The sequence below is a fragment of the Mycobacterium mantenii genome (assembly GCF_001667865.1).
In the GTDB taxonomy this organism is placed as follows: Bacteria; Actinomycetota; Actinomycetes; order Mycobacteriales; family Mycobacteriaceae; genus Mycobacterium; species Mycobacterium mantenii_A.
On sequence record NZ_LZJP01000029.1, the window covers coordinates 21,611 to 41,876 of the forward strand.

Below are 20,266 nucleotides of genomic sequence, written 5' to 3' on the forward strand. Positions count from 1 at the left end.
TCAGCGACGATGCAGGCCGGAACGACCTGAGGAGGAGTTGGCCAATCTGGCTCAGCCCGTTTGCTCAGGCCACCAGCACGTGCCCGTGACCAGCGCGCCGGACGGTTGCGGCACCCACCGCGGACTGGCACCGGCCGGCCAGGACGCGCCGGTCGGTCCCCGGGAGCTGCAGAGACTCGACGTGCACCCGCGCCTGCGTGCGGCGCACGACGAGCAGGCGGCGGATCGAGCTCAGCAGGGTCTCGTCGCCGACGAAGGCGGGCACCGTCGAGGGGCTGCCGTCGACGTGGTGGTAGGTCAGCCGCAGCGGCTGCACCGGACGCCCGGCGTCGATCGCGGCCTGGAACATCGCCGGATAGAACGCGCCGCGCCCTCGGTGCGACCGCCCGGTTGCTTTTACGGCCGCTGCCCGGCCGGCATCGTCGTCGGACAGGCCGCACCAGGTGGTGCCCTCCGGGAAGGCCACCACCGTCTGACCGGCGCGCAGCCGGCGGGCGACGGCGTCCACCACGCCGGGCAGCCGGCGCAGACTGGACCGCTCGATCGGGATGATCTTCAAAATTCGGGCCACGATCCCCGTCGCCGGGCCGGTGAACATGTCGGCGCGCGCGACGAACGACCCGGGCAGCACCGAGCCGATGGCGAAGACGTCGAGCCAGGACATGTGCGGGCTCACCACCAGCACGCCGCGCAGGTTGCGAATCGGGTTGCCCGTCACGGTGATTCGAACACCCAGGCAGCGCAGCACCAAGCGGCAGTAGATGCGCTGCACACGGGTGCGGCCCGGCAGTGGCACCGCCAGCAGCGGCAGCCCCGGCGCCAGCAGCAGCGCCAGCGTGAGGCGAAGCGTGACCCGCAGCGCCCGTCGCAGCGGCCGCGACGACGCGGCGTCGCCCGCACTCACACAGCCGGCGTCACACGATGCGCGCGGCAGCCAGGAGTGCCCGGTGCCCGCGGGGGTGTTCATCGCTCGCCGCCCGCCGTTCCGTCGGCCAGCTCGGCGGCGGCGGACACCGATCGGAGGCGTTTGAGATATCGGGTGTCGGCGTGCGCCTTGTCCAGCAGGACGCAGAAGTCACCGACACCGAAATCCGGGTCGTGCGCGGGTTCGCCGCAGACCTGGGCGCCCAGCCGCAGGTAACCGCGCATCAGCGCGGGAACCGAGGGCCGCGCGGGTGGCGCGATGTCGTCGATCCCCGTCCCGTCGACCACCACCGGCCGGTGCGGGTAGACCCGGTATTCCGGGGGCGCGGCGTGCCGGCTCAGGATGAAGTCGCGGACGCCGCGCAGCTGGCTACCCGGCACCGCAGCGTCGGATTCGCCGCCGATGGGCACCGACACGCACCCGGTCACGTAGTCGTAGCCGTAGCGGTCCAGGTAGGCCAGGATTCCCGCCCACATCAACAGCACGACGCCGCCGTTGCGATGCCCGTCGCGCACCACGGCGCGTCCCATCTCCACCAGGGACGGCCGCAGCGGGTCGAGCGCGCGGATGTCGAACTCGGTGGCGGTGTAGAGCCCGCCCGCGGCGATGGCCCCCGCCGGCGCCAGCATGCGGTAGCAACCGACCAGCTCACCGGTGTCGTCGTCGCGCACCAGCAGGTGGTCGCAGAACTCGTCGAACCTGTCGGCATCCCGTCGCTCGTCGTCAGCCGCCGGCAGCGCGAAGCCGGGAGTGCTGGTGAACACGTCGTATCGGAGTCGCTGCGCCGCCTCGATCATGCCGGCGTCGGTGGACAACAACAGGGAGTAGCGCGGTGCGGCCGAGGAACCGGCCGCCACACCGCTCGGCTTGTCGCTGGGTATGAGGACAGAAGCAATGCTCATGAACCCCAACGTGGCGTAGTCGATGAGCTAGTCGGCATCGACGCTGTGACGTGTCGGTGCACGTGAGATGACGAACTGTCGCGAAAAAGTGAGCTCCGTCGGGTGCCGGGGACACCATCCGCGGGTACGCAGCGGGGATGATGCTGACCGCCGATCGCACGATCGCGGCACCGCCGGCGGCGGTGTGGGAATTGCTGGTCGACCTGGACGCGTGGCCGAAGTGGGGCCCGACGATTCGTGCGGCCCGGCTGGACCGGCCGCACACCGAGCTGGGGTTGCACGCGACCGGCACCGTGCAGACCTCCCTGCTGGTCGCGGTGCCGTTCGAGGTCACCGAGTTCGAGCCCGGCCGCCACTGGGCGTGGGAGGTGGCCGGTGTGCCGGCGACCCGGCATCGGGTGGACCCGGTGGGCGGCGGCGCGCGGGTGAGCATCGCGGTGCCGTGGTGGTCCGCGCCCTACCTGACGGTGTGTTCCGTCGCCGTGCGCCGCATCGACGCGATGTTGACCGGCCCCTAGCGCGCGCCGGCGGCCGGGCCCGAGAACCCGTGTGCAACTTCACAATCCGCTAGCACGGGCGCTAGCGGATTGTGAACTCGGTTCATGGTGCAGACACGGTGCCGGTGTGCCACGAGCGGCCGTGGCGGGCCGGAAGCCGGAACCGCCCCTGGCTACGCAAAAGCCCCCGGCACCGCGGTGCCGGGGGCTTTTGCGGCCGAGAAACTCAGCCCTTGCGTGTCTTGATCGCCTCGGTCAGCTGCGGAGCCACCTTGAACAGGTCGCCCACTACGCCGTAGTCGGCGATCTCGAAGATGGGCGCCTCTTCGTCCTTGTTGACCGCGATGATCGTCTTGGACGTCTGCATGCCCGCGCGGTGCTGGATGGCACCGGAGATGCCCAGCGCGATGTAGAGCTGCGGCGAGACCGTCTTACCGGTCTGGCCCACCTGGAACTGGCCCGGGTAGTAGCCGGAGTCGACGGCGGCGCGCGACGCACCGACGGCCGCGCCCAGCGAGTCGGCCAGCTCCTCGACGACGCTGAAGTTCTCCGCGCTGCCGACACCGCGACCACCGGAGACCACGATGGTGGCCTCGGTCAGTTCCGGACGGTCGCCGGCGACCGCGGGCTCGCGCTTGGTGATCTTGGTGGCGTTCTCGGCGGGGGCCGGGACGTCGACCTTGACCTCTTCGCCGGCGCCGGCCTGCGGCTCGGCGTCGATCGCGCCGGCGCGCACCGTGATCACCGGGGTGTCGCCGTTGGCCTGCGCCTCCACGGTGAACGCGCCACCGAAGATGGAGTAGGTCGCCTTGTTGCCTTCCTTGACGTCGACCACGTCGACCAGCAGGCCCGAACCGATGCGGGCCGCCAGCCGGCCGGCGATCTCCTTGCCGTCGGCGTTGGCGGACAGGATCACCGCGGCGGGCGGGTTGGACTCGGCGAGCGAGGCCAGCACGTCGACCACCGGGGTGATCAGGTATTTGTCTACGTCGTCGGACTCGGCGACGTAGATCTTGGCGGCGCCGGCCTCCTTGAGCCCGTCGACCAGGGGCGCGGCGGTCCCGGGAGGGCCTACCACGACGGCGGCGGGCTCGCCCAGCGCGCGGGCGGCGGTGATCAGTTCGGAGGTGACCTTCTTCAGCGCACCTTCGGTGTGCTCGACGAGCACCAGTACTTCAGCCATGGGTTATTTCGCTCTTCTCGTCTTCGGGGAATTCGGGTCAGATGATCTTCTGGGCAACCAGGTACTTGGCGACGTCGTTACCGCCCTCGCCCTCGTCGGTGACCTTCTCACCTGCGGTCTTCGGCGGCTTGGGCGTCGACGACAGCACTGTCGAGCCGGCGTTTTCCAGCCCGACCTCGTCGCTCTCGACGCCGATCTCGGCGAGGGTCAGCACCGTGACCTCTTTCTTCTTGGCGGCCATGATGCCCTTGAAGGAGGGGAAGCGCGGCTCGTTGATCTTCTCGGTGACGCTGACCACCGCGGGCAGGGTGGCCTCGAGGGTGAACACGCCCTCGTCGGTCTCCCGCTCGCCGGTGACCTTGTCGCCCTCGATGGAGAGCTTGCGGACGTGCGTGAGCTGCGGCAGGCCCAGGTATTCGGCGATGACGGCCGGAACCGCGCCGCCGGTGCCGTCGGTGGCCTCGTTGCCGGCGATGACCAGCTCGGTGCCCTCGATGGTGCCCAGCGCACGCGCCAGGGCCCACCCGGTCTGGACCACGTCGGAACCGTGCATGCCGTCGTCCTTGAGGTGGACGGCCTTGTCGGCGCCCATCGACAGCGCCTTGCGGATGGCCTCGGTCGCGCGCTCGGGGCCCGCGGTCAGCACGGTCACCGAGCCCTCGCCGCCCTCGCGCTCGCGGATCTGCAAGGCCTCTTCGACGGCGCGCTCGTTGATCTCGTCCAGCACCGCGTCGGCGGCCTCACGGTCCAACGTGTAATCGCCGTCAGTGAGCTTGCGCTCCGACCAGGTGTCTGGGACCTGCTTGATCAGGACCACGATGTTCGTCATGAGTGTGGTTCGTCCTCCTCGAAGGGGGCTCGCAGCAATCGGCTGCGAAACCTCGGTACGCGTTTTCGCAACGCACAGCCGTGTTACTACCCGGTAACTTTGTGCGGTATGCATTCACACCATAGCTGGTCGTAGTGCACGTTCTTGCAGCCCGTCCGCCGCCTCACGAGCGGGGGCTCGCTTCCCCGGTTCGCGAATCCGACACTTCGCGTTAGCCTGCCTATGCAATGAGCGCACTCGTCCCTGACGTCCCGCAGCACACCCCCGGCGACACCGCGCCGGCGGGTGACGCGGTGATGATGCTGACGGGTGAGCGCACCATCCCCGGTTTGGACATCGAGAACTACTGGTTCCGCCGCCACGAGGTCGTCTACCAGCGGCTTGCCGAGCGATGCGTGGATGCCGACGTCCTCGAGGCCGGCTGCGGCGAGGGCTACGGCGCCGACCTGTTCGCCGGCGTCGCCCGCCGCGTCATCGCCGTGGACTACGACGAGGCCGCGGTGGCCCATGTCCGCAGCCGCTACCCCCGGGTGGACGTCATGCAGGCGAACCTCGCACGGCTGCCGCTGCCCGACGCGTCGGTGGATATTGTGGTCAACTTCCAGGTGATCGAACATCTGTGGGACCAAACACAGTTCGTCGTCGAATGCGCCCGGGTGCTGCGCCCGTCGGGGCTGCTGATGATGTCAACGCCCAACCGGATCACGTTCTCGCCGGGCCGCGACACCCCGATCAACCCGTTCCACACCCGGGAACTCAATGCCGCCGAGCTGACCCAGCTGCTGGTCGACGGCGGGTTCGCCGACGTGTCGATCAGCGGCCTGTTCCACGGGCCGCGGCTGCGCGCGATGGACGCCAGGCACGGCGGCTCGATCATCGACGCGCAGATCCAGCGCGCAATGGCCGACGCGCCGTGGCCGCCGGAGCTGGCGGCCGACGTCGCCGCGGTCACCACCGCGGACTTCGACCTGGTCGAGGCGGGTGCGGGTGCGGGCACCGGCCACCACATCGACGACAGTCTCGACCTGATCGCGATCGCGGTAGCGCCGTGAGCACCGCGCAGAACCGGGTTCCCGGCCTCTTCACCCTGGTTTTGCACACCCACCTGCCCTGGCTGGCCCACCACGGCCGCTGGCCGGTCGGCGAGGAATGGCTGTATCAATCCTGGGCGGCGGCCTACCTGCCGCTGATGCGCGTGCTGCACACCTTGGCCGGCGAAGACCGCCGGAGCCTGATCACGCTGGGCGTCACGCCAGTGGTGAACGCGCAGCTCGACGACCCGTACTGCCTGGACGGCATGCATCACTGGCTGGCGAACTGGCGGCTGCGTGGCCTGGAAGCCACCAGCGTGCGGTCCGCTCCCCGGTCGAAGTCGGCCGGCTACCCGTCGTGCACGCCGGAAGCGTTGCGCGCGTTGGGGATCCGTGAATCCGCCGACGCGGAACGGGCCCTGCAGGACTTCGCCACGCTGTGGCGGCACGGCGGCAGCCCGCTGCTGCGGGGCCTGCTCGACGCCGGCACGGTGGAACTGCTCGGCGGCCCGCTCGCCCACCCCTTCCAACCGCTGCTGGCCCCGCGGCTGCGCGAGTTCGCGCTGCGCGAGGGTCTGGCCGACGCCCGGGCGCGCCTGGCACACCTCCCGGGCGGGATCTGGGCGCCCGAATGCGCCTACGCGCCCGGCATGGAGCACGACTACTCCGCCGCGGGCGTCACCCATTTCATGGTCGACGGCCCGTCGCTGCACGGCGACACCGCGCTGGGCCGGCCGGTCGGCGACATCGACGTGGTGGCGTTCGGGCGCGATCTGCAGGTCAGCTACCGGGTGTGGTCACCGAAGTCCGGCTATCCCGGGCATGCCGCGTACCGCGACTTCCACACCTACGACCACCTCACCGGCCTCAAGCCGGCCCGGGTTACCGGCCGCAACGTGTCCTCGCAGGACAAGGCGCCCTACGATCCCGAGCGCGCCGACCACGCGGTCGACGTACACGTCGCCGACTTCGTCGACGTGGTCCGCAACCGCCTGATCTCGGAGTCCGAGCGCATCGGGCGGCCCGCCCATGTGGTCGCCGCCTTCGACACCGAGCTGTTCGGCCACTGGTGGTACGAGGGCCCGACGTGGCTGGAGCGGGTGCTGCGCGCCCTGCCCGACGCGGGGGTTCGGGTGGGCACGCTGCGCGACGCCGTCGCCGACGGCTTCGTCGGGAACCCGGTGGCCCTGCCGCCCAGCTCGTGGGGTTCGGGGAAGGACTGGCAGGTGTGGGCCGGCGACCAGGTCGCCGACCTGGTCGCGCTGAACGGCGAAGTCGTCGACATGGCACTGGGCACCGTCGACAAGGCGCTGTCCCAAACGGCGTCGCTGGACGGGCCCATCCCCCGCGACCACGTCGCCGATCAGATCCTGCGCGAAACGCTGCTGACCGTCTCCAGCGACTGGCCGTTCATGGTGAGCAAGGATTCGGCCGCCGACTATGCCCGCTACCGCGCCCACCTGCACGCGCACGCCACCCGCGAAATCGCCGACGCGCTCGCGTCCGGCCGGCGCGACACCGCGCAGCGGCTGGCCGCGGGATGGAACCGCGCCGACGGCCTGTTCGGCGCCCTCGATGCCCGCAGGCTGCCCCGATGAGGCTGGCGAGATTGGTTCTGGCGTGAAAATCCTGATGGTGTCGTGGGAATACCCGCCGGTGGTGATAGGCGGGCTCGGCCGGCACGTGCATCACCTGTCGACCGCACTGGCCGCCGCGGGTCACGACGTCGTCGTGCTGTCCCGCCGGCCCACCGGGACCGATCCGCGCAGCCATCCGTCGTCCGACCACATCAGCGAGGGCGTCCGGGTGATCGCGGCCGCCCAGGATCCACACGAATTCACCTTCGGTACCGACATGATGGCGTGGACACTGGCGATGGGCCACTCCATGATTCGGGCCGGGATGCCGCTGACGACGCCGGGCACCAACCGGGCCTGGCGACCCGACGTCGTGCACGCCCACGACTGGCTGGTGGCCCACCCGGCGATCGCTCTTGCCCAATTCTACGACGCGCCAATGGTTTCCACGATCCACGCCACCGAAGCCGGTCGGCATTCCGGCTGGGTCAGCGGTGCGATCAGCCGTCAGGTGCATGCGGTCGAATCGTGGTTGGTGCGTGAATCCGACTCGCTGATCACGTGTTCGGCGTCGATGGCCGACGAGATCACCGAGCTGTTCGGTCCCGGGCTGGCAGAGATCACGGTGATCTGCAACGGCATCGAGACGGCGCGGTGGCCGTACGCCGCGCGCCGGCCCCGCACCGGGCCGGCCGAGCTGCTCTACCTGGGCCGGCTGGAGTATGAGAAGGGTGTGCACGACGCCATCGCCGCGCTGCCGCGCATCAGGCGCACCCACCCCGGCACCACACTGACCATCGCCGGCGAGGGCACCCAGCAGGACTGGCTCATCGAACAAGCGCGTAAACACCGGGTGCTCAAGGCGATCCGGTTCGTCGGGCACCTCCAACACGCGGAGCTGCTGGCGGTCCTGCATCGCGCCGACGCCGCGGTGCTGCCCAGTCACTACGAGCCGTTCGGGATCGTGGCCCTGGAGGCGGCCGCGGCCGGCACTCCCCTGGTGACGTCGAACATCGGCGGCCTGGGTGAGGCGGTGATCAACGGTCAGACCGGTGTGTCGTGTCCGCCCCGCGACGTGGCCCGCCTGGCCGCGGCGGTGCGCACGGTGCTCGACGACCCGCAGGCCGCGCAGCGGCGCGCCCACGCCGCACGCGAACGACTCACGGCGGATTTCGATTGGCACACCGTGGCCGACAAGACCGCGCAGGTGTACCTGTCGGCAAAACGCGGAGTGCGGCAGCCGCAGGCCCGGCTGCCCATCGTCGAGCACGCCTTGCCGAACCGCTAGCGCGTTCCTAACGTTTCAGGGATGGGGCTGGACTATTCGAGCGTCGTGGACGCTCCCATCACCGACGTTTTCGACTGGTACGCCAGGCCGGGCGCCTTCAATCGCCTCTCGCCGCCGTGGTCACCCATGCGGCTGGTCAGCGAAGCGGATTCGCTCAAGGACGGGCGCGCCGTCCTGGCACTCCCGGGCGGCCTGCGCTGGGTCGCCGTCCATCAGCCCGACGGCTATGACCCGCCGCGGCGCTTCGTCGACACCATCGGCGGCGACGACCTGGCCACCCTGCCGGCGCGAATTGCCGTGCGCTGGCGCCACACCCACGAATTCGAAGACCTCGGCGACAACCGCACCAGGGTGATCGACCGGGTCGACACCCCGGTGCCCGGGTCGCTGCTGCGGCCCATGTTCGTCTACCGGCACCGGCAGCTGGCCGACGACCTGGCCGCTCACCGGCTGGCCGCCGAGAACGGTCTGCGGCCGATGACGATCGCCGTCACCGGATCCTCGGGGCTGGTCGGCTCGGCATTGACCGCCTTCCTGCGCACCGGCGGCCATCGGGTCGTCGCGCTGGTCCGGCACGACGCGCGCGGCGACGACGAGCGCCGGTGGAACCCCGACGACCCCGACCCGCGGCTATTCGACGGGATCGACGCGGTGATCCACCTGGCGGGCGCCTCGATCGCTGGCCGGTTCACCGACAAACACCGGCAGGCCATCCGGGACAGCAGGATCGAGCCCACTCGGCGGCTGTCCGAGCTGCTGGGCCGCGGCGACACGAAGCCAGCCGTCCTGATTTCGGCGTCGGCGATCGGCTACTACGGCTATGACCGTGGCGACGAGACGCTCACCGAGGACAGCGATCGCGGCGACGGATTTCTGGCCGACGTGGTGGCCGACTGGGAGCAGGCGACGGCGCCCGCCCAGCAGGCGGGGGTGCGGGTGGTGCAGGTGCGCACCGGCATCGTGCAATCGCCCGCCGGGGGCACGTTGAAGCTGATGCGCCCGCTGTTCAGCGCCGGGCTGGGCGGCCGGCTGGGCGACGGTCGACAATGGCTGTCCTGGATCGGGATCGACGACCTGGTGGACGTCTATCACCGCGCGCTGTGGGATGCCACGCTGTCAGGACCGGTGAATGCCGTTGCGCCGCAACCGGTTCGCAACAGCGAGTACACCGCCACGCTGGCGGGGGTGCTGCACCGGCCGGCGATGTTGCCGGTCCCGTCGCTGGGGCCGCGGCTATTGCTGGGCGGACAGGGTGCCCGCGAACTGGCGTGTGCGAGCCAGCGCGTGGCTCCCGCCAAGCTCGCCGCCGCCGGACACCGGTTCCGCCAGCCCGACCTCGATCAGGCGCTGCGTCACCTGTTGGGCCGCGCCCGCTGACGACCCGTCGGGGCTTCAGTCCTCGGCGTCCCTGCCCTCGCGGCTGTGCTGATAGGCCCGGGCGCGCAGGTCAGCGAGCCACCTCGGGTGCAGGCTCAGGCCGGGCGCGGTGTTGACGACGGGGTCGAACGACACGTCCTCGTCGCGTTCGGGGTCGATGGCGGTGGTCAGCGTGATGCGGGCCAAGGGTGTGAAATCGCCTCTGCCGCAAGCCTGGTCGAGCGTCACCTGGATGTGGCTGCGTTCGAGCTTGGCCCGGACGCTGTCCAGGGACAGGCCGGTGCCGCCGATCTCGCGTGAGGTGCGGGCCCGCAGCCACCAATTGTTGTTCTGATAGTGCAGCGGCATCAGCGTGGTCAGCGTCTGACCGTTCCACGAGGTGGCCGGGCGCAGCGCCACCGCGCGTGACAACACCCCCGACCCCGACGAGACGAGCAGGACGTCCCACGGCTTGTCGGCCGGCGGCGGTGCGGGCACCCGGAACGCCAACCCGATGAAGTCGGGCAACGCCCCCGGCGTGCCGGTGGCCTTGGACACCCGCGCAACGATCTCCGACGACGCGATCGGCAAGCCCTTGCCCGCGGGGGCCACCCGTTCGATGAAACCCTCGGCCAGCACCCCGCTCGGATGGAAGAACCGTTTACCCCGGATGGCGGAGCCCCACTGGAACGGCAGCGCCGCAAGTTCGAAAACGTTCACCGGCGGCGAATTCCCATTCTGTGCCGACGGAAACCGTTGGGTGCGCCACCACTTCCGCGATGGCGGCCTGACGATTACGGCGATACAAACGCGCGCCGGCTGATCATCCGCGGGGCGGGCACCTGTTGTTGCGGGTTGTAGGTGTGGCTGTCGATGTAGACCTGCGCCATGACCGCCTGCCACGACTCGATCTGGGGCGACGATTTCCAGGTGCCCTCGACCAATCCGACGATCACGGCATTGTTGTCGTCGGTCAGGGTGTAGACCGGACCGCCGAAGTCCCGGCGGTCCGGGGTCATGTCGGTGATGGCGAAGCGGCCGTTGCCGACCGAGCTGACCGAGCCGCATCGTTGGCCGGTCGCGCTGCGCAGCTGGCACACGGGCATCCCGGCTTGCGCGCGGGTTGCCGGTGCGGATCCCAGATGGCGCCCCGTCGGCAACACATCGGTGGCCGTCACGCCCGGCGCGATCGCGATGACTTCGTATTCCACCGGCAGCATCGAGGTGTCCGCGGTGGAGTCCGCGTCGACCTGGCGGCGGCCGAGAACCACGTTGCCGATCTGCTTGCCGTCACGGTCGGTCACCACCGACTGTCCGCCATCGCACTGGCCACTGGTCAGGGCGATCCGCAACCGCGGCTCGACGAGTCCCACCATGCAGGCCGTATTGCCTTGGCGGATCTCCATTCCGGGGGACACCGTGCTTGCAGGGTCTGCCATCGCCTGACCCGGTGCGGCAAAGAGCAGCGTTGTGAATGCGGATGCGATCGCCAGCCGGCACCGCCGGCGTCCGAGCTCTTCCATTGGGACGCATCACCCCTCACGTCCTCAGGGGGTATACCGCGGTTGTTGTTGAACACGCGTATACCCACCCCCGGCGGGGACAAACCACGTTCGGTCCGGCCGGCAAGCGAACAAGCCTCGGTAGCCAAAGGCCGGGAGACGAAGGTTCCGCGGCCGCACGTCCGTGAACCGTGCCGGAAAGCGCTGGTCCGCCTCGGATCGTTTCCCGGCGCGGCCCGGCGCGGTTTCCAAAGATCGATATCCGAACTCTCGCCGCGGCGGTAAGCTGCTGACAGGTTGAGTTCACAGCTGCGTCTCTAGCGGGAGCGGTGCGCAAACACCGTTCACTCCCTTGCCACCGACATTCGATAGGCGCTCTCATGGCTGCTATTCGCTCCGCAAACTCGGCGGACCAACATGACCCTCGATACCTGGCTCACTTCGGCCGGGCACACCTTTGCGTCTATGCGCGCAACCTCGGCACGGTGCTGCGCGTCGACGGCGAGATCGACGCCTCCAACGCGGACGACCTCACCCAGGCGATCCGGAAGTTCGCCCGGCTCAAGACCCCACTCGTCCTTGACCTCAGTCATCTGCGATTTGTCAGCGTGGAGGGTTTTCGGGCGCTGCTGGTGCTCAATGACGAGCTTCGCAGGTCGCGCGTGCACTCCAGCGTGGTCGCCGGCGCCGCGATTCGTCCCCTGTTACGCATCGTGCATCACAACGGATTGCCGGTCGCCAATTCGGTGCCCGAGGCCTTCCAGAACCTCGAGGACATCCTGGCGGCCCGACGACAGTTCCTGTCCGACCTAGCCCGGCCACGACCGGCTCGGGCACCGGCCGCGCACAGCTTTGCCTCGTAAGGTTCGCCTACGTCGTTGCGGCGGTTAGGCTTTGGCCTCTTCGCCCAATTCGTCCTGAAAGCAGTGCAACGCGTCGATCAGCGCGGCGAAAACCCGGTGCGCGGCGGTCAAGTCCGCATCGGGTAGGCCGGCGAGCGCCACGCGGGTGTGGGCGTTCAGCGGACCGAAGAACGACCGGGCGGTGGACAAACCTGATTCATCGTTGCGCAACACGACCTTTCGGCGGTCCGCGGGGTGGGTGTCGCGACGGATATGGCCGGCGTCGATCAGCCGGTCCACCAGGTAGGTGATCGCCGAGCCGGAGAGCCCCATCCGTTGGCTGAGGTCGCTCGAGGTCATCGGCCGCCCACCCGCTTCTGCCACCATGATGTAGAGAAGGGCACGAAAATCATTGGGTCGCAGGCTGTGTATCAGCGCGAACAACTGGCCGATCTGATCGGACTCGGTCGACAGCTCCCTCAGATCGGCCGAGATCAGCGACTCCAGCTCATCGCGCGCATCAGCGTCCATAACGCTGTGAGCATATGCCGATCGGGCTGACATTTCAGTTACTTAATATTTAACCGGGTGCATGCTCGGCCGGGTGCCCGCGACGCATCGTTCGGCTGGGCTGGCGTAGCGGGGCAAAGTTCATTAAATTAATGTTTAAGTTATTGAACAAGGTGGTATGTCGTAGCGGGCGCCGCTTGGGCGCGTCTGACGACCCGCGCTGTCGTTTTACCCGCCCCGTCGGCGGGTATGACGCGGGTGTTTGGGGACGCCAGACCCGGGCATGCCAAGCCGTCTCGGAGGGAGCGCTTGGGCACTATGGGAGCTTTGTCGTTTTCACCTGCCACGACGTCGCCGCCCGTGGCGATCGGCTGGCTCAGCGCCGACGACTTCGAGGCATGGCGATCGAACGTGCGGCGGATGGTCTTGGGCGATCTCGCCGATTTCGTCGCCGCCCGCCGCGTCGGCGAACTCGACGATGCACGCGTCGACACCGCCGGCGACATTCTGGTGGAGTTCGTCTCGGGCGGTAAGTGCCTGCGATCGACGTTCGTGTACCTGGGCTGGCTGTGCGGCGCTCCGCCCGACGACGCGGCGCTGCGGGCCGCGGCCAGTTTCGAGTTGTTGCACGCCTTCGCGCTGCTGCAGGACGACGTGATGGATGGTTCCGACGAACGGCGCGGTCGACCGTCGGCGCACCGGCAGTTCGGCCAATGGCATCGCGAGCGCGGATTGTCCGGCTCGTCGCGGCGATTCGGCGAATCGGCCGCCATTCTGCTGGGTGACCTCTGCCTGATCTGGGCCGAACAGATGCTGCGCGACAGCGGCGTCGAGCCCCGTCGCCTGCAACGCGTCTGGCCTCGCTATGACGCCATGCGCACCGAACTCGCCGTCGGCCAATTCGCCGACCTGACCAACGACGCGCGGCAGATGCCCGGGCTGGAAGTCGTGCTCGACGTGGCGCGGCGCAAGTCGGGCAACTACACCGTGCGCCGGCCGCTGGAAATCGGTGCGGCGATGGGCGAGTGCGACGACCGCACGCTGTCCCAACTGGGCCGCTACGGGGCCGCGGTGGGCGAGGCATTTCAGCTACGCGACGACGTGCTCGGGGTGTTCGGCTCGCCGGCCATCACCGGCAAGCCCTGTGCGGGCGATCTGCTCGAGCGCAAGGCGACCAGCGTCGTGGTGGCCGCCAACCATCTCGCCGATGCGCCGACCCGGCGTGAACTCCACGAGCTCGCGAATCGTGAAACCCTCGACGACAACGCGATCGACAGGTGGAAAGCGCTGATCGTCGAGACGGGAGCGGTGCGGCTGATCGAGGAGATGATCGGCGACCGCGTCACTTCCGCGCGCGGCCATCTCAGCGACTTGCCGATCGACGAGCCCGTCCGCACCGCGCTGGGCGAAATGGCGGCATTCTGCACGGATCGCGCCGTATGAGTGAGACCAACCGGGGAGACTGTTGAGCATGCGGACCATCCAAGGGCGCGGAGATCACGTGGTGGTGGTCGGCGCCGGGCTGGCCGGCCTTTCCGCGGCGTTGCACCTGGCCGGACGGGGCCGCGCGGTCACGGTGGTGGAGCGCGAGCCGTGGCCGGGTGGGCGGGCCGGCCGGCTCGATATCGCCGGCTATCGGATCGACACCGGGCCGACGGTGCTCACCATGCCGGACATCATCGACGAGGCGTTCGCGGCCGTGGGCGAACGATTCGGCGACCGGATGGAATTGCTCACGGTCGATCCGGCCTATCGCGCCGTATTCGCCGACGGCAGTGCACTGGACGTGCACAGTGACGCGGATCGGATGGCCGACGCCGTCGCTGAGTTCGCTGGCTTCGGGCAGGCAGCGGGCTATCGGCGGCTCCGGGAGTGGCTGACCCGGCTGTACCGCACCGAATTCGACGGCTTCATCGCCGCGAACTTCGATTCGCCGCTGTCGCTGCTCACCCCGCAGTTGGCGCAGCTGACGGCGATCGGCGGCTTCCGCAAGTGGGACCGGATGGTCAAGCGGTTCATCAGCGACCCACGGCTGCAGCGGATCTTCACGTTCCAATCGCTGTACGCGGGGGTGGCGCCGCGCGACGCGTTGGCCGTGTACGCGGTGATCGCCTACATGGACACCATCTCGGGTGTGGTGTTTCCGCGCGGCGGTGTACGCGCGCTGCCTGACGCCCTGGCCGCGGCCGCCGCCGACGCCGGAGTCCGATTCTGTTACGGCGCAACCGTTACCGCGCTCGAACGCACCGGAAGCCGGGTCAGCGCCGTGGTCACCGAGCAATCCGGGCGCATCGCCTGCGACGCGGTGGTGCTGACCACCGAACTGCCGCAGACCTACGCGCTGCTGGGCCGCGCACCCCGTCGCGCCGTGCGACTGCGGCCCTCGCCCTCGGCCGTCGTGGCGCACGTGGGCTGTCCCGCCGTCGGATCCGAGACGGCCCACCACACGATCCTGTTCGGCAAGGCATGGGACCAGACCTTCACCGACATCGTCGACGACGGAAGGCTCATGCGGGACCCGTCGTTACTGGTCACCCGGCCGACCGCCAGCGACCCGGCCCTGGCTCCGGAGGGACGCGATCTGCTCTACCTGCTCGCCCCGGCGCCGAACCTGGATCGGGGCACCGTCGATTGGGCCAGCACCGGCGACGCCTACGTCGAGGACATGATCACGCGCGTGGGCGACCGGTTGCTGCCCGGTTTGCCGGACGGCGCAACGGTTTTGGATGTCGTCACCCCCGCCGATTGGGCGCGCCAGGGCATGGCGGCGGGCAGCCCATTCGCGCTCGCCCACACCTTCGCGCAAACGGGACCGTTTCGTCCGGGCAACATGGTGCGTGGCATCGACAACGCGGTGCTCGCCGGGTCCTCCACGGTGCCCGGCGTCGGCGTTCCAACCACGCTGATCTCCGGGCGGCTCGCCGCCGACCGCGTCACCGGCGTCGGCAAGCGGTCGGCGGCGCACTTCGACATGAAAGCCGGTTTGCCATGATGCGAGGCGAGTTGACCGCGGCCGGGATCGACGATCCGCGGCTGCGCGACGGATATCGCCAGTGCCGCGAACTCAACGCCGCGCACGGCCGCACCTTCTTTCTGGCCACCCGGCTGCTCGCGCCCGACCAGCGGCCACCCGTGCACGCGCTCTACGGCTTCGCCCGCTACGCCGACGACATCCTCGACGATCTCGATCCGCGGGTCGGCACCGACATCCGCGCCCAACGGCTGCAGCAGCTGTCGGAGCGATTCTTTTCCGGCGGCGCCCACCCGCAGGATCCGCTGGTCGCCGCGGTGACCGACACCGTGCGGCGCTATCGGATCAGCGCCGAACTGTTCGAGGACTTTCTGGCGTCGATGCGGATGGACCTCACGGTCACCGACTATCCCGACCGAAACGCCCTCAACCGCTACATGCGGGGGTCCGCGGAAGCCATTGGGCTGCAGGTTCTTCCGATACTGGGCACGGTGACGTCCGTGGAAGAGGCCGCCCCGTACGCGGCGGCACTGGGCAGGGCGTTCCAGCTCACCAACTTTTTGCGTGACATCGACGAGGATCTGCAGCGCGGCCGGGTCTACCTGCCGGCCGACGAACTGGCCGCCGACGGGGTCGACAGAGAACTGTTGACGTGGTGTCACACGCATCGCCGCACCGATCCGCGGGTGCGCCGGGCCCTGGTCGCACAGCACGAAATCACCCGGCAGACATACCGATTCGCCGCGGACGGGATCGCCACCCTCGCCCCCCGGTCACGACCGTGCGTCGAAACCGCGGCGTCGCTGTACTCGGAGATCTTGGACTGCATCGAGAAAAGCGACTTCGCGGTGTTCGACCGCCGGGCCACCGTCGGCAAGGCTCGACGGCTTCGGGTGGCCGGTGTGGGACTGATACGGTCGTGGCAGGCGCGGAACAGCGCGTCCGACGATCGTCACCCGGGGGCCGCATGAGCGATCGGTGGCAATACCTGGCGGTGCTGGCCGCATGCCTGGTGGTCACCGCGCCGCTGGAGATCTTCGGCCCCGGCGTCTACCGGCAGTGGCGACGGGTCATCAAAGCGGTCGTGCCGGTGGCCGCGGTGTTCCTGGTGTGGGATGAGATCGCGGTCGCCGCGCACGTGTGGACCTACGACCGCGCCTACCTGTGCGGCCTGAGTATCCCGTTCCGGGTGCCGATCGAAGAGGTGCTGTTCTTCCTCGTCATTCCGGTGTGCGCGTTGCTGACCTTCAACGCCGTGAGCACCATCCTGGAAAAGGTGCACCGCCGGTGACCGGCCTCGGCTACACCCTGCCGGCGGCGCTGGCGGTATTGCTGGTCTGCGCACTGGAATTGGCGATGCTGCGCACGGGGCTCTTCCGGCGGCCGGCGTACTGGCTGTCGATGCTGATCGTGCTGGGATTCCAGATCCCGGTGGACGGCTGGCTGACCAAGCTCAGCTCCCCCATCGTCATCTACGACGATCGGCACTTGAGCGGCGTGCGGTTCCCGTTCGACATTCCGGTAGAAGACTTTCTGTTCGGCTTCGCGTTGGTCACCGCGGTGCTGCTGCTGTGGGAACGGCAACGTGCGCGTCGGTGATGCGGGCCCCGGTGAGTTGGCGGCCGCGTTCGACGCGGGTGCGGCGGCCTACGACCGCCTGGTCGGCGCCAGCCCCGGCTACCATGCGCAGCTGGCCCTGTCGGCGCGACGGATGCGGATTCCCGGACGCGGCAAGGGGTTACGGTTGCTCGATGCCGGATGCGGAACGGGCGCCTCGACGGCCGCGCTGCTCGCGGCCGCGCCCGAGGCCGACATCGTCGCCGTCGACGCGTCGCGGGGAATGCTCGACGCGGCGCTCGCCAAGGACTGGCCCGCCTCGGTGCGCTTCGTCCACTCCCCCATCGAACAGCTGGCCGAGCACGGGATCACCGGACCGTTCGACGGCATCCTGGCCGCCTACCTGATTCGAAACGTCGCCGACCGCGACGACCAATTGCGCAGATTCCGCGAGCTGTTGCGCCCCGGTGCCACCCTGGCGGTGCACGAATATTCGGTGCGCGACTCCCCCGCGGCCACCCGCATCTGGCACGCCGTGTGTTGGGGCATCATCATTCCCACCGGATGGTGGCGCACCCGGGACGCCGGGCTGTACCGCTACCTGTGGCGCAGCGTGCTGGCCTTCGACGGTGCCGCGCGGTTTCGGGATCGCCTGGCCGACGCCGGCTTCACCGCGGTGCACAGCGAGACGATGCCCGGCTGGGAAGCCAACATCGTGCACACCTTCCTGGCGGATGCGCCGCTATGACCGCCGACCGGCGTCGCCGAACATTCGCCGCGCCAACGGGATCGCCGGACGCCGGTGCGCTGCCGTCCCGCCCGCGGGTGGCCGTGATCGGCGGCGGCATCGCCGGGCTGGCGGCCGCCACCGGGCTCGCCGAGCGCGGCGTGGCCGTCGAGGTCTTCGAACGCGAGCACTACCTCGGCGGCCGGGTGGGGGGCTGGACGGAGCCGGACGGCGGCGTCGAGCTCGCGATGAACCGCGGTTTCCACGCATTCTTCCGGCAGTACTACAACCTGCGCGCGCTGCTGACGCGAATCGACCCGCAATTGCGGATGCTCACGCCCGTCGAGGATTACCCGCTCATCGACGGGGCGGGCCGGCGCGACAGCTTTCGCGGGCTGCCGCGCACCCCGCCGTGGAACGCCGTCGTCTTCGCCGCGCGCAGTCCGACGTTCCGGCTGCGTGACTTCACCCGCATCGACGCCCGCGCGGCCGCGCCACTGGCGGCGGTATCGGTGCCCGGCACGTATCAGCGACTCGACAACACCGACGCCGCAACGTTTCTCGAGGAGATCCGATTCCCCGAGGCCGCACGGCATCTGGCGTTCGAGGTGTTTTCCCGCAGCTTCTTCGCCGACCCCGCCAAGCTCTCCGCGGCCGAGCTGGCGACCATGTTCCACATCTACTTCCTGGGGTCGTCCGAAGGCCTGATCTTCGACGTGCCGTGCGCGAACTACGACAGCGCCCTGTGGCAGCCGTTGCGCGGCTACCTCGAGGGGCGCGGCGTGCGGTTCCGGCTCGCCACCAAGGTCCTGAGCATCGACACGGAATCTCCCGAGTCCTTCCGGGTACACACCGATGCCGATGACCACTCCGACGTCGACGCCGTCGTGTTGGCCACCGACATCGCGGGTTTACAGCGAATCGTCGCGGCGTCGGACGCCCTGGGCACCGACGACTGGCGCGCCCGCATAGCGCGGCTGCGCACCGCGCCGCCCTTCGCCGTGCATCGGTTGTGGCTCGACCGCCCGGTCGCGGCGCACCGGCCGGCGTTTCTGGGCACGGCCGGACACGAACCGCTCGACAACATCAGCGTGCTGGAGCGCTACGAAAGCGAAGCGCGCGACTGGGCGGCCGAACATCACGGCTCCGTCGTCGAATTGCATTCGTATGCATTGGATTCCGCGCCGTCCCGCGCCGCCGCGCTGCGACAACTGCACAGGGTGTATCCGGAAACCGCTGCGGCGCAGATCGTTCACGAGAAGCTGTTGCATCGCAGCGACTGCCCGCTGTTTTCGCCCGGAACCTACACCCACCGCCCGACGGTCATCACCCCCACGCCGGGCCTGCTGCTGGCCGGTGACGCCATCCGGATCGACCTGCCGGTGGCGCTCATGGAGCGCGCCGCCACCACCGGCTGGTGCGCCGCGAACCAACTTTTGCAACGATGGGGTTTAGCCGGACACCCGTTGGCCACGGTACCCACCCAGGGCCGGTCGCCACTGTTGCGATGGCTCGCCGCCCGCGAAAGACCCACCCGACCATGAAGATCCGCGAACAGCTTCAACAGCGCTGGTCCGCCGCCCGGACCAAAGGGTGGCCGCTGCAGGTGATCCCGCGCATGTCGTGGGCCGATCAGCGCCCGACGTATCGCGACGCGCAGCCCGCCATCATCGAGGCGGCGCTGCAACGCTCCCAAGGCAGACCCACCGGGAACTGGTACGCGTTCGCCGCCAGCCGTCAGGTGTCCGGCGGGCGGCCCTTCGGCACGCGGGTCGCCGGCGTCGACCTCGTCGCCTGGCGCGACGAACAGGGCCGGCTGTGCGTGGGGCCGCGCAGTTGTCCCCATCTGGGGGCCGACCTCGCCACCGGCACCGTGCACCGGGGTGCGCTGATCTGCCGCTGGCACGGACTGACCCTGGTCGGACACGCTCGCGAATTCGGCTGGAGCCCACTGCCCAGTCACGACGACGGCGTCCTGGCATGGGTGCGGCTCGACGCGGTGGGCACGGAGGAACCCCTGGACCGGCCGGTGATTCCGCAACGGCCGACCGGCGACACCCTGAGCGCCGTCGCCCGCATGGTGGGCGTGTGCGAACCGAGCGACATCATCGCCAACCGGCTCGATCCGTGGCACGGCGCGTGGTTTCACCCCTACTCCTTCACCCGGCTCGACGTGCTCACCACGCCCACCGAACAGGTCGACCGGTTCCTGGTGGCGGTGACGTTCCGGATGGGACCCCTGGGGGTACCCGTCGTCGCGGAGTTCAGCTGCCCGGAGGCACGCACCATCGTCATGCGCATCGTGGACGGGGAGGGTACGGGCAGCGTCGTCGAAACCCACGCGACGCCAATGGGTCCGGGCCCCGACGGCCGGCCGCGCACCGCCGTCCTGGAGGCCACCATCGCGCACTCGGACCGGCCCGGTTTCCAGCGCGCCTCGCGGGCCGAGGCACTGATCACCCCGTTCATGCGCTATGCGGCCACCAAGCTCTGGCGCGACGACCTCGCGTATGCCGAGCGCCGGTACCAGGTCCGCGCGGCACGCGGGTAAACCCCGGCACCGGGGGTA

General features: G+C 69.4%; 21 protein-coding genes. 14 read left to right on the forward strand and 7 right to left on the reverse strand.

Translation table 11 applies throughout. The features are described from left to right. Positions 1–64: 64 nt before the first annotated feature. Together A5688_RS04170 and A5688_RS04175 are read right to left on the reverse strand one after the other, a co-directional pair. Positions 65–967: a lysophospholipid acyltransferase family protein gene (locus A5688_RS04170; RefSeq protein ID WP_067912057.1), complete on the reverse strand. Its 903-nt coding sequence runs from the start codon at positions 965–967 to the stop codon at positions 65–67. Continuing rightward, positions 964–1,827, reverse strand: coding sequence for a GNAT family N-acetyltransferase (locus tag A5688_RS04175; RefSeq protein WP_067912061.1), 864 nt, complete (start codon positions 1,825–1,827; stop codon positions 964–966). The genes A5688_RS04170 and A5688_RS04175 overlap by 4 nt, the downstream gene beginning before the upstream one ends. 137 nt (positions 1,828–1,964) lie before the next feature. On the opposite strand from A5688_RS04175, the gene A5688_RS04180 reads away from it, so the two are divergent. Next, entirely contained in the window at positions 1,965–2,345 is a 381-nt protein-coding gene (locus A5688_RS04180; protein WP_067827323.1) for an SRPBCC family protein, read from the forward strand. A gap of 205 nt (positions 2,346–2,550) precedes the next feature. Here the strand turns inward: A5688_RS04180 and A5688_RS04185 are convergent, their stop codons facing one another. After that, entirely contained in the window at positions 2,551–3,507 is a 957-nt protein-coding gene (locus A5688_RS04185; RefSeq protein ID WP_067827325.1) for an electron transfer flavoprotein subunit alpha/FixB family protein, read from the reverse strand. 37 nt (positions 3,508–3,544) lie between these two features. Beyond that, positions 3,545–4,336: an electron transfer flavoprotein subunit beta/FixA family protein gene (locus A5688_RS04190; protein WP_067827329.1), complete on the reverse strand. Its 792-nt coding sequence runs from the start codon at positions 4,334–4,336 to the stop codon at positions 3,545–3,547. Between the two features lie 227 nt (positions 4,337–4,563). Between A5688_RS04190 and A5688_RS04195 the strand changes: the two genes are divergently transcribed. From A5688_RS04195 to A5688_RS04210, 4 genes are read left to right on the forward strand one after another with little or no spacing between them, the layout of a single operon-like run. Further along, complete coding sequence (locus A5688_RS04195) at positions 4,564–5,388, forward strand: class I SAM-dependent methyltransferase (RefSeq protein ID WP_068268059.1); 825 nt, start codon at positions 4,564–4,566, stop codon at positions 5,386–5,388. After that, positions 5,385–6,965: a 1,4-alpha-glucan branching protein domain-containing protein gene (locus A5688_RS04200; protein WP_067912065.1), complete on the forward strand. Its 1,581-nt coding sequence runs from the start codon at positions 5,385–5,387 to the stop codon at positions 6,963–6,965. The genes A5688_RS04195 and A5688_RS04200 overlap by 4 nt, the downstream gene beginning before the upstream one ends. A gap of 22 nt (positions 6,966–6,987) precedes the next feature. After that, positions 6,988–8,232, forward strand: a complete 1,245-nt coding sequence (locus A5688_RS04205; protein ID WP_067912068.1) for a glycosyltransferase family 4 protein — start codon at positions 6,988–6,990, stop codon at positions 8,230–8,232. A gap of 21 nt (positions 8,233–8,253) precedes the next feature. After that, positions 8,254–9,609 (forward strand): TIGR01777 family oxidoreductase, encoded by a 1,356-nt coding sequence (locus tag A5688_RS04210; RefSeq protein WP_067912070.1) that lies wholly within the window; start codon positions 8,254–8,256, stop codon positions 9,607–9,609. A 15-nt stretch (positions 9,610–9,624) separates the two neighbouring features. On the opposite strand, the gene A5688_RS04215 is transcribed toward A5688_RS04210, so the two are convergent. Both A5688_RS04215 and A5688_RS04220 read right to left on the reverse strand, forming a co-directional pair. After that, positions 9,625–10,308 carry a phosphodiesterase gene (locus A5688_RS04215; RefSeq protein WP_067912072.1) on the reverse strand — a complete coding sequence of 228 codons (684 nt, stop codon included), beginning with the start codon at positions 10,306–10,308 and terminating at the stop codon, positions 9,625–9,627. Positions 10,309–10,382: 74 nt separating this feature from the next. Beyond that, complete coding sequence (locus A5688_RS04220; RefSeq protein WP_067912078.1) at positions 10,383–11,111, reverse strand: hypothetical protein; 729 nt, start codon at positions 11,109–11,111, stop codon at positions 10,383–10,385. 410 nt (positions 11,112–11,521) lie between these two features. Between A5688_RS04220 and A5688_RS04225 the strand changes: the two genes are divergently transcribed. Further along, the gene (locus A5688_RS04225) at positions 11,522–11,953 is read left to right on the forward strand and encodes an STAS domain-containing protein (RefSeq protein ID WP_067912178.1); all 432 of its coding nucleotides are present in this window, start codon (positions 11,522–11,524) and stop codon (positions 11,951–11,953) included. Positions 11,954–11,977: 24 nt separating this feature from the next. On the opposite strand, the gene A5688_RS04230 is transcribed toward A5688_RS04225, so the two are convergent. Beyond that, entirely contained in the window at positions 11,978–12,463 is a 486-nt protein-coding gene (locus A5688_RS04230; RefSeq protein ID WP_082951029.1) for a MarR family winged helix-turn-helix transcriptional regulator, read from the reverse strand. Between the two features lie 297 nt (positions 12,464–12,760). Between A5688_RS04230 and A5688_RS04235 the strand changes: the two genes are divergently transcribed. The 8 genes from A5688_RS04235 to A5688_RS04270 are packed head-to-tail and all read left to right on the forward strand — an operon-like array spanning position 12,761 to position 20,248. Further along, positions 12,761–13,885: a polyprenyl synthetase family protein gene (locus A5688_RS04235; RefSeq protein ID WP_207546595.1), complete on the forward strand. Its 1,125-nt coding sequence runs from the start codon at positions 12,761–12,763 to the stop codon at positions 13,883–13,885. A gap of 28 nt (positions 13,886–13,913) precedes the next feature. Further along, a complete protein-coding gene (crtI, locus tag A5688_RS04240; protein WP_067912081.1) occupies positions 13,914–15,434 on the forward strand; it encodes a phytoene desaturase family protein in 1,521 nt (506 codons plus the stop codon). Continuing rightward, positions 15,431–16,384, forward strand: coding sequence for a phytoene/squalene synthase family protein (locus A5688_RS04245; protein ID WP_067827357.1), 954 nt, complete (start codon positions 15,431–15,433; stop codon positions 16,382–16,384). The genes crtI and A5688_RS04245 overlap by 4 nt, the downstream gene beginning before the upstream one ends. Then, positions 16,381–16,704 (forward strand): lycopene cyclase domain-containing protein, encoded by a 324-nt coding sequence (locus tag A5688_RS04250; RefSeq protein ID WP_067912084.1) that lies wholly within the window; start codon positions 16,381–16,383, stop codon positions 16,702–16,704. Before A5688_RS04245 ends, A5688_RS04250 begins: the two co-directional genes overlap by 4 nt. Beyond that, entirely contained in the window at positions 16,701–17,012 is a 312-nt protein-coding gene (locus A5688_RS04255) for a lycopene cyclase domain-containing protein (RefSeq protein ID WP_067827363.1), read from the forward strand. Before A5688_RS04250 ends, A5688_RS04255 begins: the two co-directional genes overlap by 4 nt. After that, a complete protein-coding gene (locus A5688_RS04260) occupies positions 16,999–17,718 on the forward strand; it encodes a class I SAM-dependent methyltransferase (RefSeq protein ID WP_067827367.1) in 720 nt (239 codons plus the stop codon). Before A5688_RS04255 ends, A5688_RS04260 begins: the two co-directional genes overlap by 14 nt. Then, positions 17,715–19,241 (forward strand): FAD-dependent oxidoreductase, encoded by a 1,527-nt coding sequence (locus A5688_RS04265; RefSeq protein WP_067827372.1) that lies wholly within the window; start codon positions 17,715–17,717, stop codon positions 19,239–19,241. The genes A5688_RS04260 and A5688_RS04265 overlap by 4 nt, the downstream gene beginning before the upstream one ends. Beyond that, a complete protein-coding gene (locus tag A5688_RS04270; RefSeq protein WP_067912088.1) occupies positions 19,238–20,248 on the forward strand; it encodes a DUF5914 domain-containing protein in 1,011 nt (336 codons plus the stop codon). The genes A5688_RS04265 and A5688_RS04270 overlap by 4 nt, the downstream gene beginning before the upstream one ends. Positions 20,249–20,266 lie beyond the last annotated feature (18 nt).

Bases quoted from the DNA above. Each gene is read 5' to 3' on its own strand.
- crtI (WP_067912081.1), top strand. From the start codon at position 13,914: ATGCGGACCATCCAAGGGCGCGGAGATCACGTGGTGGTGGTCGGCGCC.
- A5688_RS04185 (WP_067827325.1), bottom strand. From the start codon at position 3,507: ATGGCTGAAGTACTGGTGCTCGTCGAGCACACCGAAGGTGCGCTGAAG.
- A5688_RS04190 (WP_067827329.1), bottom strand. From the start codon at position 4,336: ATGACGAACATCGTGGTCCTGATCAAGCAGGTCCCAGACACCTGGTCG.
- A5688_RS04250 (WP_067912084.1), top strand. From the start codon at position 16,381: ATGAGCGATCGGTGGCAATACCTGGCGGTGCTGGCCGCATGCCTGGTG.
- A5688_RS04195 (WP_068268059.1), top strand. From the start codon at position 4,564: ATGAGCGCACTCGTCCCTGACGTCCCGCAGCACACCCCCGGCGACACC.
- A5688_RS04270 (WP_067912088.1), top strand. From the start codon at position 19,238: ATGAAGATCCGCGAACAGCTTCAACAGCGCTGGTCCGCCGCCCGGACC.
- A5688_RS04175 (WP_067912061.1), bottom strand. From the start codon at position 1,827: ATGAGCATTGCTTCTGTCCTCATACCCAGCGACAAGCCGAGCGGTGTG.
- A5688_RS04180 (WP_067827323.1), top strand. From the start codon at position 1,965: ATGATGCTGACCGCCGATCGCACGATCGCGGCACCGCCGGCGGCGGTG.
- A5688_RS04170 (WP_067912057.1), bottom strand. From the start codon at position 967: ATGAACACCCCCGCGGGCACCGGGCACTCCTGGCTGCCGCGCGCATCG.
- A5688_RS04245 (WP_067827357.1), top strand. From the start codon at position 15,431: ATGATGCGAGGCGAGTTGACCGCGGCCGGGATCGACGATCCGCGGCTG.
- A5688_RS04235 (WP_207546595.1), top strand. From the start codon at position 12,761: ATGGGAGCTTTGTCGTTTTCACCTGCCACGACGTCGCCGCCCGTGGCG.
- A5688_RS04265 (WP_067827372.1), top strand. From the start codon at position 17,715: ATGACCGCCGACCGGCGTCGCCGAACATTCGCCGCGCCAACGGGATCG.
- A5688_RS04230 (WP_082951029.1), bottom strand. From the start codon at position 12,463: ATGGACGCTGATGCGCGCGATGAGCTGGAGTCGCTGATCTCGGCCGAT.
- A5688_RS04210 (WP_067912070.1), top strand. From the start codon at position 8,254: ATGGGGCTGGACTATTCGAGCGTCGTGGACGCTCCCATCACCGACGTT.
- A5688_RS04220 (WP_067912078.1), bottom strand. From the start codon at position 11,111: ATGGAAGAGCTCGGACGCCGGCGGTGCCGGCTGGCGATCGCATCCGCA.